The organism is uncultured Thiothrix sp. (assembly GCF_937873765.1).
In the GTDB taxonomy this organism is placed as follows: Bacteria; Pseudomonadota; Gammaproteobacteria; order Thiotrichales; family Thiotrichaceae; genus Thiolinea.
On the sequence record NZ_CALMZC010000054.1, the window covers coordinates 1 to 12148 of the forward strand.

13 protein-coding genes and 1 pseudogene are annotated in these 12148 nt (G+C 43.4%); 1 reads left to right on the forward strand and 13 read right to left on the reverse strand.

Annotated elements, in window-relative coordinates:
• Window positions 1-177: 177 nt before the first annotated feature.
• From Q0307_RS15440 to fabD, 11 genes and pseudogenes are all read right to left on the reverse strand, one after another.
• Entirely contained in the window at window positions 178-423 is a 246-nt protein-coding gene (locus Q0307_RS15440; protein ID WP_298661730.1) for a hypothetical protein, read from the reverse strand.
• Window positions 424-1234: 811 nt separating this feature from the next.
• A pseudogene (locus Q0307_RS19095) lies at window positions 1235-1809 on the reverse strand (replication endonuclease).
• A 91-nt stretch (window positions 1810-1900) separates the two neighbouring features.
• Window positions 1901-2236 carry a hypothetical protein gene (locus Q0307_RS15450; protein ID WP_298661732.1) on the reverse strand — a complete coding sequence of 112 codons (336 nt, stop codon included), beginning with the start codon at window positions 2234-2236 and terminating at the stop codon, window positions 1901-1903.
• Between the two features lie 184 nt (window positions 2237-2420).
• Window positions 2421-2756, reverse strand: coding sequence for a PilZ domain-containing protein (locus Q0307_RS15455; RefSeq protein WP_298661734.1), 336 nt, complete (start codon window positions 2754-2756; stop codon window positions 2421-2423).
• Between the two features lie 39 nt (window positions 2757-2795).
• Window positions 2796-3758 (reverse strand): DNA polymerase III subunit delta', encoded by a 963-nt coding sequence (holB, locus tag Q0307_RS15460; protein ID WP_298661735.1) that lies wholly within the window; start codon window positions 3756-3758, stop codon window positions 2796-2798.
• Window positions 3755-4411 carry a dTMP kinase gene (tmk, locus tag Q0307_RS15465; RefSeq protein ID WP_298661736.1) on the reverse strand — a complete coding sequence of 219 codons (657 nt, stop codon included), beginning with the start codon at window positions 4409-4411 and terminating at the stop codon, window positions 3755-3757. The genes holB and tmk overlap by 4 nt, the downstream gene beginning before the upstream one ends.
• A complete protein-coding gene (gene mltG, locus Q0307_RS15470) occupies window positions 4408-5472 on the reverse strand; it encodes an endolytic transglycosylase MltG (protein ID WP_298661737.1) in 1065 nt (354 codons plus the stop codon). The genes tmk and mltG overlap by 4 nt, the downstream gene beginning before the upstream one ends.
• Before the next feature lie 134 nt (window positions 5473-5606).
• Window positions 5607-6851: a beta-ketoacyl-ACP synthase II gene (gene fabF, locus Q0307_RS15475; RefSeq protein ID WP_298661739.1), complete on the reverse strand. Its 1245-nt coding sequence runs from the start codon at window positions 6849-6851 to the stop codon at window positions 5607-5609.
• Window positions 6852-6947: 96 nt separating this feature from the next.
• The gene (gene acpP / locus Q0307_RS15480; protein ID WP_298661740.1) at window positions 6948-7187 is read right to left on the reverse strand and encodes an acyl carrier protein; all 240 of its coding nucleotides are present in this window, start codon (window positions 7185-7187) and stop codon (window positions 6948-6950) included.
• Between the two features lie 93 nt (window positions 7188-7280).
• Complete coding sequence (gene fabG, locus Q0307_RS15485) at window positions 7281-8036, reverse strand: 3-oxoacyl-ACP reductase FabG (protein ID WP_298661741.1); 756 nt, start codon at window positions 8034-8036, stop codon at window positions 7281-7283.
• On the reverse strand, window positions 8037-8975 hold the full coding sequence (gene fabD, locus Q0307_RS15490) for an ACP S-malonyltransferase (protein WP_298661742.1): 939 nt from the start codon (window positions 8973-8975) through the stop codon (window positions 8037-8039).
• Between the two features lie 179 nt (window positions 8976-9154).
• Between fabD and infA the strand changes: the two genes are divergently transcribed.
• Entirely contained in the window at window positions 9155-9373 is a 219-nt protein-coding gene (gene infA / locus Q0307_RS15495; protein ID WP_298661748.1) for a translation initiation factor IF-1, read from the forward strand.
• 33 nt (window positions 9374-9406) lie between these two features.
• Here infA and clpA read toward each other — a convergent pair whose 3' ends face one another.
• Together clpA and clpS are read right to left on the reverse strand one after the other, a co-directional pair.
• Window positions 9407-11701 carry an ATP-dependent Clp protease ATP-binding subunit ClpA gene (gene clpA, locus Q0307_RS15500; RefSeq protein ID WP_298661751.1) on the reverse strand — a complete coding sequence of 765 codons (2295 nt, stop codon included), beginning with the start codon at window positions 11699-11701 and terminating at the stop codon, window positions 9407-9409.
• Window positions 11702-11713: 12 nt separating this feature from the next.
• Window positions 11714-12043 carry an ATP-dependent Clp protease adapter ClpS gene (gene clpS / locus Q0307_RS15505; protein WP_298661752.1) on the reverse strand — a complete coding sequence of 110 codons (330 nt, stop codon included), beginning with the start codon at window positions 12041-12043 and terminating at the stop codon, window positions 11714-11716.
• Window positions 12044-12148: the final 105 nt, after the last annotated feature.

Genomic DNA, 12148 nt, shown 5'->3' on the forward strand with positions numbered 1-12148 from the left:
AGTTTAAATGAATCAGGAACGCGCCAAGGCTTAGCAAAAAAGGCAGACTGACGATAAACCACCAGTGAAAATTTAACAGATAAAGCAATCAAATAAGATGCAGTATCCACTACAAAATCATAAATACCTGTATAGAACCAATCTAATAGCAAATCTAACTGATCAAATATATCCATACTAACGCCTCAAAATAATCAAACCTGTCAATAAAAACCCTAAAGCAAAAAACCTAAAGCGGCAATAAAAACGCCAATTACTGCCAGCAGGAGTATTTGAATTAAAATTTAAAAAGGCTTGCATGTCAGCTCTAATTTCCGAAAATTTAGATTTTATATCAGTTTTTAATTTTGAAATTTCAGCGTCTAATTGAGCTTTTGCCGAATCATAACCTTTAGCTGTGCGGTTTTTAGAATCACCCGTCACAGCGCTTTTAATATCAAGCGTATATTAGCCTTAGCTTGAGTATTCAGCGATATAAGCAGCAGAGGCGTTTATAGCATCCGTATTGGCTTTAATTTGACCTAATTTACCCGCTATCTCAGCATCATAAGCCCCTGTACCATCGTACCATCACCCGTACCTGTCCACTACCGCTAGTAGTAATATAAAACTATTGGTATCAGGGCTATCACCCGTGTTATTGCCATTTGCATCAATTCGCGTTTTTGGGTATCTTCGCCTTTTAATACATCAGTTTTTATTTGTGCTTTCCAAGCCGCCTCGGTTACTTCTCTCGTTTTTTATTTACGTATTTCTGATTAAAATAAACACTATCTACAATGGCAATCATATAAGAACCGGGAATAAATGAATCAATCATGTTTTAAACCTTTCATTTCTAAAGACTGACAAATAGAAGTTAATTCAACACTCAAAAGATCAACAGCAATAGTATTTAATGATAAATTAGGGTAAATCTCTTTAAGTGCCAAAAGCCTTTGGTGATCATTTACTGGAAAAGGGAGTAGATTGTTAGAAATGAAACAAAAAATAAAAAAATAAAAAAATAAAGATAAAAACTTAAAGTGTGTTCAATTGATCTTTAGCACGCTCTTCAGCAGTTCTAAAATCTGGAATTGACATTTTTTCTTGAATGCGCCAAGTGTGAACCCGAGTTTTAATAGCGGGATTATCAAAGAGTTTTAAACCTTCCACTTTGTCGATAATTTAACCATAGCGATTACTGAGCACTTCACCCGTTTCCGCGCGTTAATGCGCTCGACGGTATAGACCCTTAATGGCTGATCTTTACGGGGAGTGGTAACGCCGCCTTGAGCTTGCAGATAGCTGCACCAGTCGCTAGCGTCAGCGGCAAGCCGTGCCTGTTCAACCAGCGGATTATCATTAGCACCGCCGATTTGTTGGAACTGGCGAATGCCCCAAAGGGAAGCCCAAGCACATACCCGTTTAGCAGCTTCAGTAGCCTTGGTATCTGGTGTAGCCTCGTGATCACAAAACCATTGATGTTTTTGCTTACATATTTAGCGATATAGCCCGTCGCACTACCCTTATTAGAGTCAATTTCAACCGTACCCCTTTCCTGTACATCTTCCCTTAAAGCATAAGAGCGAAGAGTTGAAGTCAATTCATTTTTTTGGTCAGGAGAAACGAATAGAAGTAAATGCCAGTGCGGGCAGCCGTCATGGTGAGGTTCAGCAATGCGGAAGCCATAAGGCTGTATTTCGCGACATTTAAGAATGGCACGAATGTGGTGAAACGATGAAACTTAGAGGGATATGTTAGGGTGTAGAACATGCCAACATGTCCGGCCTGTTTAGCAGCCTCTTCAAAACCGCGCATTCTGACCATGAGTTCAGCGCGTCTTGACTTACAGGAGTGTAAGCCACTTAGGGGATTCCACTCTCTCTATAATTTACTTATCAATAAATCAAAAAAAATTTTAATCCATCGGTACAACAATACGACTATCTGAAGTACGCAATTGAAAACTACGGGTACGTGTAATGGTTTTATCATTCTCTGTTAAAGTCGCAACTACTCGATAGTTACCTGCGGGTAAAGTCACATGAGTTGAGTGATATTTAGCTGAGGTCACTTTAGTATCAGTATCTGTACGATAAACAGTCCAAGCGATATCCTTCATGGCTGGTTGGTCATCAAAGGTTGCAACTAAATTTAAGCGCAATTCTTGAGCCCTTACTGGGGAGTAACTAAGTAAAATCACAGGAATCCATGCTACAGCAATGTAACGTAAAAGTTTGCCTCGAATGAACATATGGCCTCCTTGCAATATGAATTTAAACGAATGCTAATATTTAGATTGATAAATGATCATTCAGTTCCCATTCATTTTAGCGCAAACTAAAAAAAGATGCAGTCATTCGAGAAATACTTGAACAAAAAGTAACTAATAATGCTTTATTTTATTTATAGACTAATAGAAAAATTAGTTTTACATATTAATAGCAAGGTTTTGGTGGAGCTTGTAATAAGTTCTCACCTAAAAGACCTTCAAAGTATTGTTGAATACGTGATTGATGCTCACCAATGATTTGAATGCCTACACCTTGTGGTAAACTCCGCACTGCCCCGCCAGGCGTGATCCAAACTACACGCCCTGGTACTAAGGCTTTTTGTTTTTCACTCAGCAATTCGACCTGTACCTGTATCCTATCTCCAAAATTTAGATTTTCTCTAGTGGGTACAAATAAGCCACCTCCTTTGAGCATTGGTAAATAATGGTTATGCAGGGCTATGCGGTCATTTAAACTAAAAGAAATTTTAATGGGTTCCATTTTTATTTTTATTAAAACTCTAATCAAAAGGCTAAATAGCTATAGCCACAAACTTAGCATATGTTCGACGAACAAGCGTCCATTCAATGGATGAGTGGATAAGGCTTTTAACTCCAACAAACGTTCATAAAGCAACCAAAGTCCTTGAGGCTTTACCAAGCAGTCTACCAACTCACTAGCTTCACCTACCAATGCCCCCCCTACTTCCTGATTAATTAAGCTTTGAACCCATATTAATTGCCAATCCAATAGCTCTTGACGATTGTATTTTTCCCATTGACTCGCAACTTCAGTGATACTTAAATGTCCAGTTAAAACTGATTTAAGTTGATTTAAAAATAGTATCTTCTGTTGTAAACGCTCACCAACATCTTCAGCAATAGCGGCTAAGGGGCGCCCGCGTGCTAAGCCTAATAACTCACTAGCTGTCTGTCTAATAGCAATAGTCTGGCCTTCTATCCACGCTAAAGACTCTACTGGTGTGGGTAGTGGCAAACGGAATTGCTGGCAACGGCTTCGAATCGTCGGCATTAGCGCTGCTACTCTATCGGTGAACAGTAAAATATAGGAGTTATCAGCTGGTTCTTCCAAAGACTTTAACAAGCTATTAGCAGCATGAATATTCATCGCATCTGCATTTAGAATCAGTGCGACCCGATTTGGACTGTAGCTACGGCTTAGCTCTAAAAAACGCTCCAAACTACGCACCTGCTCTACGCTAATCGCTTGCTTATCCTCTGCAAGCGACAAAAGCATAAAATCTGGGTGTGAGTGTGCAGTAAATACCTTACAACTTCGACAACTACCACACGCATAGCCATTTTCACTAGGCTCTAAACATAACAAGCTTTGAGCCAAAGCATACACCATTGCCTCATGGCCACAGCCCGTTGAACCGGTAAATAATAAAGCATGCGGTAAATGTTGCTGCTGGCGAGCGCGCTGGAGTTGTTGCCAAATAGTCTGATGCCAAGGATAACTGGCTGCGCTAAGCGGGATCATTCAGTAACTGCCTTAGCTAAGATAGCGGCTAATACGTGCTGTAATTGCTGTTGTACTTCATCAATAGATTGAGAGGCTTCGATAACTCTATATTGCTTAGGGTACAATTTAGCACGCTCTAAATAGCCCTCTCGAACGCGCTCAAAGAATTCCAGCGTCTCCTGCTCAAAACGATCAGTGCTCATCGCTAATTGTTCAGCGCGCGCCCGTACACGCTGCATACCAGTTTGCACATTGATATCGAATAATAAGGTGTAATTAGGGCGCAAATTGCCTTGTACCCAAAATTCTAAAGCAGCAATCCTTGCGTGATCTAAACCGCGCCCATAGCCTTGATAGGCGTAAGTGGCATCCGTAAAGCGATCACAGATCACCCACTGCCCTAATGCTAACGCTGGCAAGATTTTCTTCTGCAAATGCTCATTACGGGCTGCAAACATCAACAGTAGTTCGGTATCAGCATGTATAGCGGGCAGAGCACTATTGAGTAGTACATGGCGAATAGCCTCGCTCACCTCCGTACCACCTGGCTCACGCGTTTCTAAAACTTGAATGCCCTGTTGCTTTAAAAACTCGCTGATATAAGCTCGACTCGTGGTTTTACCAGCACCCTCTCCCCCTTCTAAAGTAATGAATACGCCTCTTTTGCTCATTGGGTAGCTATTCCTTGTTGGCGTTTTTTATCATTCGCTAAGTATTGGCTCACCGCTTTACGATGTGCTTCATAAGTCTCAGAAAAGAAATGACGTCCATCACCCGTGCCAGTCGCCACAAAATACAAATAATTGGTCTTAGCTGGATGCATAACAGCATCAATAGCAGCTTTACTCGGCGTTGCGATAGGTGTAGGTGGCAAACCAGTGCGTGTGTAGGTATTCCAAGGTGTATCGGTTTCTAGATCCTTTTTACGAATATTGCCGTCATAAGTATCACCCATTCCGTAGATAACGGCTGGGTCAGTTTGTAACAACATATTCTTTTCTAAACGTGTCAAGAATACGCGCGCTATCATGGGTCTCTCATCCGGCATACCTGTTTCTTTTTCGACCAAAGACGCTAAAATCAAAGCTTGGTAAGGAGTTTTAATCAAAGGATGGGGTTCACGTTGCTCCCATGCCTTCAGTAAATAGTCATGCATCGCTTGATAACTACGTTTTAAGACTTCCAGATCCGTCGATCCACGTGGGAAGTTATAGGTATCTGGATAAAACCAACCCTCAGCAGATTCACCATTAGCCCCCCCAAGCCTAGGCATTAAATGCTTATAATCTTCAGTACTTAGGGTTTGTTTAATATATGGATGAGTTTGCACGGCTCTAACTAGCTCGTTAAAGGTATGCCCTTCAATAATCCCTAGTTGATATTGTAAGGTTTTACCTGACGCTAAACGTGTTAATAAATCCCCAGTGGTCATGCTTGGCTCTAAAGCATATTCGCCAGCCTTTAATTTTGAGGCTTGCTCGGTAAAACGGGCTTGCGCTAGAAATAGATAGTCTGCGGGAATCACACTAGTTTTAGGCAAGATATCTGCTGCAATTAATTGTTGGGTGACTTGGCGGATAGTCGCCCCTGATTTGACTTCAAAGGTCGCCGGCTGGTCAGGAGCAAGCTGAATGTGCTTTTGAGTAAAGGCTTGATACTGTTGATAAACAAGACTAGCCGCTATTCCAGCCAAAATTACTAAGAATAGAACGAGCTTTAAAACAAACCGCATGAACGACTCTCGAAAGGATTAGGCAGGATTAACATAGAGCAAAGCCTATGAATTGCCAAGAAAAGCTTATGTAAGCTAGTTCTTTTGAAGCAAAGAAGCAAGCCGTACTTTGCTTGCCTCTTAATCGAATACGCTTAAATTTTCTTAAAAATCAAAGTACCGTTAGTACCACCAAAGCCAAAGGAATTGCTCATGGCTATATTAACAGTCGTTTCGCGGGCGACATTGGGTACGTAATCAAGATCACATTCGGGATCTTGTTGATGCAAATTGATCGTTGGCGGTAGGACTTGCTCATAGATAGCCAGCGCACTAAATACTGCTTCAATGCCACCTGCAGCTCCTAATAAATGACCTGTCATTGACTTAGTGGAACTAACTGTCGTTTTATAGGCATGCTCCCCTAAAGCTAATTTAACGGCGAAGGTCTCTGCTTTATCACCTGCAGGCGTAGAAGTTCCATGGGCATTGATATAGTCGATTTGATCTGGATTTAAGCCAGCATCCCGCAGTGCATTACGCATACAACGAGCAGCCCCCTCACCACCTTCTGAGGGCGAAGTCATATGGTAAGCATCACTGCTCATGCCATAGCCGACTAATTCACAATAAATTCTCGCGCCCCTAGCCTTAGCGTGTTCATATTCTTCTAAGACTAACACACCAGCACCATCACCTAGTACAAAGCCGTCCCGCTCCACATCCCAAGGACGACTTGCAGCTTCGGGATCATCATTACGAGTTGATAAAGCCCGTGCAGCAGCAAAGCCACCGATACCTAAGGGGGTGGAACCCATTTCAGCACCACCCGCGACCATCACATCAGCGTCACCGTAAACAATCATCCGTGCTGCATCACCAATACTATGAGTCGCGGTCGCACAAGCAGACACGATCGACATATTGGGGCCTTTCAAGCCATACATAATTGATAGATTGCCAGCTACCATATTAATGATACTCGCGGGAACAAAAAATGGAGAGATTTTCCGCGCGCCCCCATTCAGAAAAGCGTTGTAGTTACGCTCGATCGTTTGTAAGCCACCAATTCCGGAACCCATCAAGACCCCAATACGCTCAGCATTTGCTTCTGTGACCTCTATCCCTGAGTCACGAATAGCATCGACTCCAGCACCAATGCCATAGTGGATAAAGGTATCCATCTTTTTTTGGTCTTTAGGTTTAATGTAATTATCGACATTAAAGCCTTTGACATTTCCCGCAATCCGCACGCTAAACTCGCTAGCATCGAATAACTCAGGACTGATAGTATTGATACCGCTTTTACCCGCCTTAATATTGCCCCATGCACTTGCTAAGGTAGAACCTACCGGAGAGACAATACCTAAACCCGTTACTACTACACGCCTTTTAGACAAACTTATATACCTTCATGAAATAGAGATATTTCTGACTCCAAACCGTAACCCTAACTAAGCAGGGCTACGTGTGTTAGGTAGCTAATCCTTACAAGATTAAGCTGAAGGCAGGCAGGCATTGATATAATCAATGGCTGCTTGCACAGTAGTGATCTTTTCAGCTTCTTCATCAGGGATTTCTGTACCGAACTCTTCTTCCAGTGCCATCACCAGCTCAACGGTATCTAATGAATCAGCTCCTAAATCTTCAATAAAAGAAGATGCATTAGTGACTTCAGACTCGTCTACTCCCAACTGCTCGACCACGATAGCTTTGACGCGAGCTTCAATACTCATGTTTTTAGTTCCTCTAGATTAAAATGCTTGGCATCGAAGGCTTATTGTATTGAAAACATTCGATGCTTGCCAGTTGTGCAAAGGTAGAAATACCTATGCCATATACATTCCACCATTCACATGAATGGTCTCGCCCGTGACATACGCTCCCACAGGAGAGGCTAAATACAGCACTGCACCTGCAATTTCTTCAGGTTGTCCTAAACGTCCTAAGGGAATATTTTGGAAGATTGCTGCACGTTGATCTTCTGATAACTCACGCGTCATATCGGTATCAATGAAGCCGGGTGCAACTACATTCACAGTGATATTTCTTGAGCCTAGTTCACGTGCTAACGACTTAGAAAAACCGACTAGGCCTGCTTTCGCTGCGGCATAATTGGTTTGTCCTGGATTACCACTAGCGCCAACTACCGAAGAGATCGAGATAATCCGGCCTTTTTTAGCCTTCATCATCGACCGAATACAAGCCTTGCTCATGCGAAAGATTGAGCTGAGATTAGTGTTAATAATCGAATCCCACTCCTCATCCTTCATCCGCATCAATAGATTATCACGCGTAATACCCGCATTATTGACCAGTATGCTAATACCACCATACTCTTTGCTTAAAGCAGCAACGAGAGTATCAATAGATTCACTTTTAGCCACATCTAATACTTTACCTAAACCTTGAATACCTGCTGCGGCTAAATAGTCTGTAATCGCTTGAGCACCGTTTTCACTAGTTGCAGTTCCAATCACGGTCGCTCCTTGCTGACCTAAAGTTTCAGCAATCGCGCGTCCGATCCCACGGCTAGCACCTGTGACCAAGGCTACTTCGCCCTTTAAACTAAATAAATCTGACACTTAAGCCCCCTGACAAAATTTTAAGGCAGCTTCAAGGCTCGCATTATCACTAATACAAACTGCATCCATCCGGCGTTCAATGCGCCGATTCAAGCCAGTCAATACCTTTCCTGGCCCAAACTCAATCATCACCTTGGCTCCTTGTACTTGCAGATTACGAATCGTACTCACCCAACGTACTGGGCGATACAGTTGTTCCGCTAAAGCACTACGCATACTAGTAAGATCCTCACGTGCTAAACCATCTACATTTTGTAGCACCGGCAACTTGCCTGTTCGGAACTGAACTTGATTTAGGGCTTGCTCTAATTTAGCCGCTGCAGGTTTCATTAAACTACAATGTGAGGGTACACTAACTGTTAATTTAACAGTTTTTTTCGCGCCCAACTCATTAGCAGTCGCAATAGCACGTTCAACTGCAGACGCATTTCCTGCAATGACCACTTGCTCAGGTGAGTTAAAATTGACGGCCTCAACAATCTCACCTTGGGCTGCTTGCTCACAAGCGGCTATCACTTGTTCATCAGCCAAGCCCAGAATTGCAGCCATCGCCCCCGTACCTTCAGGAACGGCTGCTTGCATTAGTTGGGCGCGCTTAGAGACTAAAGCTACCGCTTCATTAAAATCTAAAACCTCAGCAGCTACCAAGGCAGAGTATTCACCTAAACTGTGACCGGCTACTGCTATTGGCAAGCAGCCCCCTTGAGTTTGCCAAACCCGCCAAACTGCAACACCTGCAGCAAGCATCAAAGGCTGCGTTGTTTCAGTACTATTTAAGGCGGTCTCGTCACTCCCTTGAGCTAATTGCCATAAACCACGCCCTAAAACAGAAGATGCTTGTTCAAAGGTTTGGGTAACAATGGGAAAAGAGGCTGCTAATTCAGCAAGCATACCCAATGACTGAGACCCTTGCCCAGGGAATAGCCCTGCTATTGCCATGACTGACTCCAGAATTAAAAACAGAAATAGTTGTCCAACACATAAATTCGCGCCTATGCTAATAGAATTTGTTAAGCAAATCACGCTGCTTGACAAAAAGAACTTGTCATCTGCCAGAATGGCAGGATAATACGCGCTTCATTAGAATTTTTGCAGATTAACCCTGTAGCAAAGGAATTATGGCGAGAGAAGATTATATCGAGATGGAAGGCACGGTAATTGACACTTTACCGAATACTACTTTCCGTGTGAAGTTAGATAACGAACATATTGTAATGGCTCATATCTCCGGGCGGATGCGTAAGAACTATATTCGTATTTTAACAGGCGACCGAGTAACTGTGCAGTTAACCCCTTATGACTTGACTAAAGGTCGAATTAGTTACCGCAGCAAATAAGGCTAGGAGTTAATACTCCCAGCCTCACCTAATTTAGACGGCTGCTGCTTCAGCACCCTCGTAGTTCAAAGCTAAGGTATCATTCTCAACCGATACCTCGACCCGCCCACCATTTGCCAATTCGCCGAACAATAAAGCATCTGCTAGTGGACGTTTGATATGCTCTTGAATCACCCTCTCCATGGGTCGCGCGCCCATGAGTGGATCATAGCCTTTCTTCGCTAACCAATCGCGGGCGTCTTCATCAACGATCAGAGTTACACCTTTTTGTTGTAGTTGCACTTCAAGTTTGATTACAAACTTATCAACCACTGAGCGAATCACCGTATCAGTTAAGGCATTGAACTGAATAATGCCATCTAAACGGTTGCGGAACTCTGGGGTAAAGATACGCTTTACCGCCTCCATCGAATCACTGGTATGATTTTGCTTCGTGAAACCTAAAGACTTACGGCTAATATCTTCCGCGCCTGCATTACTAGTCATCACTAAAATGACATTTCGGAAATCAATCTTCCGCCCATTGGTATCTGTCAAAGCTCCATGATCCATTACTTGCAACAGCAAGTTGAACACATCGGGATGCGCTTTCTCGATTTCATCCAACAACAAGACAGCATGCGGGTGCTTATTTACAGCATCCGTCAGCAAACCACCTTCATCATAGCCCACGTAGCCCGGAGGTGCACCAATTAAGCGCGAAACCGTATGGCGTTCCATATACTCAGACATATCAAAGCGCAACATTTCTACACCCATGCGTAGGGCTAATTGCTTAGTGACTTCGGTTTTACCAACCCCAGTAGGGCCTGCAAACAAGAAAGAACCAATAGGTTTAGTTTCATCACGTAAGCCAGAACGTGCCATTTTGATGGCTGAAGTCAGTTGCTCAATTGCCGCATCTTGACCAAAGATCACCATTTTTAGATCTCGCTCTAAATTCTTCAGCATATCCATATCCGAATTAGAGACCGTCTTTGGTGGAATCCGTGCAATTTTAGCGACGATTTCTTCAATATCACCTACTGAAATTGTCTTTTTGCGAGTTGCCGAAGGCTTCAAACGCCGATTCGCACCGGCTTCATCAATAACATCAATTGCCTTGTCCGGTAAATGCCGATCATTGATATAGCGTGCTGCCAATTCAGCGGCTGCTTTCAACGCTGACAGGGTGTACTTCACTTGGTGATGATCCTCAAAACGCGAACGCAAACCCTTTAAAATTTCATAGGTTTCTTCCACACTCGGCTCATTCACATCTATTTTTTGGAAGCGCCGCGCAAGGGCGCGGTCTTTCTCAAAAACACTGTGATATTCTTGGAAAGTTGTCGAACCAATGCATTTCAGCTCACCCGATGACAACACGGGCTTGATTAAATTAGACGCGTCCATTGTGCCACCTGAAGTGGCACCAGCTCCAATAATGGTATGAATTTCATCAATAAAAAGTACCGCATTTTGCTCATCTTTGATTTGCTGAATTACTGCTTTTAAGCGCTTTTCAAAATCACCACGGTATTTAGTGCCTGCCAACAATGAACCCATATCCAAGGAATAAATCACTGCATCTGCTAAAATTTCAGGCACTTCCCCATCGACAATCCGTTTAGCCAAACCTTCAGCAATAGCAGTTTTACCAACGCCTGCTTCACCCACAAGGAGCGGATTATTCTTACGTCGGCGACACAAGACTTGAACAGTGCGCTCAATCTCATTGTCACGCCCAATTAACGGATCAATACGACCCTCTAGCGCTAACTGGTTGAGGTTGCTGGCAAATTGATCTAAAGGCTTTTGTTTACCGTCGCCTAAGTCAGTATCTTGTTGCTCACCATTATTACCCGAGGAATCCATATTGCTACCCCCATCATTGTCGTGCCGACCACTGATATGCTCATCTTTGCGAATCCCATGCGATAGGAAATTCACAATATCGAGACGTGCTACATCGCGCTGCGATAAGAAAAACACCGCATGCGATTCAGGTTCACCAAAGATCGCAACTAAGATAGCATCACCAGTGACCTCACCCTTACGTGAAGACTGAGCACTATAGACGGCACGATGAATGACCCGCTGAAAACCTAAAGTCGGTTGAACATCACGTTGATCACTGGCTGGGAGCACAGGCGTATTGTCATCAATGAAGGTTTCAAGCTCTCGCTTTAAACCAGGAATATCGACACCACAGGCACGCAGTGCAATCGAGGCACTTGGGTTATCCAGCATAGCCAATAGTAAGTGCTCAACCGTCACAAATTCGTGGTGGCGCTCCCGAGCATTACGGAATAGCGTGTTGATTGATTCTTCCACTTCAGCGCTTAACATAATTTTTGTCCCTTATGCCTCTTCCATCGTACAGAGTAGCGGATGCTGATTGTCACGTGAGTAGCGATTCACTTGTGCGACCTTAGTCTCAGCGATATCACGTGTGTACACTCCACACACTCCCTTGCCCCGGGTATGAACATGCAACATCACACGCGTTGCGGTTTCATGATCTAAGCGGAAAAAAATCTGCAACACGTCTATTACAAAGTCCATCGGTGTGAAGTCATCGTTTAAAAGTATAACTTTAAAACGTGCCGGTTCCTTCACCTTCGGACGGCTGTCCTGTACCGCTACACCAGAATCATGATCACTAGAGCCTTGTTTATCTTTGCCTGCCATTAAAAATGCAACTCCAACTTAAGTTAGTCGATAGCTAACTTAACTAGTTAACTGAATCTATCAGCCCTTGTCACTATTCCTGACTTGGACTTGGGTATTTCTTCA

Excerpts from the sequence above, each read along its gene's own strand:
- Q0307_RS15450 (WP_298661732.1), bottom strand. The coding sequence starts at position 2,236 with ATGTTCATTCGAGGCAAACTTTTACGTTACATTGCTGTAGCATGGATT.
- Q0307_RS15455 (WP_298661734.1), bottom strand. The coding sequence starts at position 2,756 with ATGGAACCCATTAAAATTTCTTTTAGTTTAAATGACCGCATAGCCCTG.
- holB (WP_298661735.1), bottom strand. The coding sequence starts at position 3,758 with ATGATCCCGCTTAGCGCAGCCAGTTATCCTTGGCATCAGACTATTTGG.
- tmk (WP_298661736.1), bottom strand. The coding sequence starts at position 4,411 with ATGAGCAAAAGAGGCGTATTCATTACTTTAGAAGGGGGAGAGGGTGCT.
- mltG (WP_298661737.1), bottom strand. The coding sequence starts at position 5,472 with ATGCGGTTTGTTTTAAAGCTCGTTCTATTCTTAGTAATTTTGGCTGGA.
- acpP (WP_298661740.1), bottom strand. The coding sequence starts at position 7,187 with ATGAGTATTGAAGCTCGCGTCAAAGCTATCGTGGTCGAGCAGTTGGGA.
- fabD (WP_298661742.1), bottom strand. The coding sequence starts at position 8,975 with ATGGCAATAGCAGGGCTATTCCCTGGGCAAGGGTCTCAGTCATTGGGT.
- infA (WP_298661748.1), top strand. The coding sequence starts at position 9,155 with ATGGCGAGAGAAGATTATATCGAGATGGAAGGCACGGTAATTGACACT.
- clpA (WP_298661751.1), bottom strand. The coding sequence starts at position 11,701 with ATGTTAAGCGCTGAAGTGGAAGAATCAATCAACACGCTATTCCGTAAT.
- clpS (WP_298661752.1), bottom strand. The coding sequence starts at position 12,043 with ATGGCAGGCAAAGATAAACAAGGCTCTAGTGATCATGATTCTGGTGTA.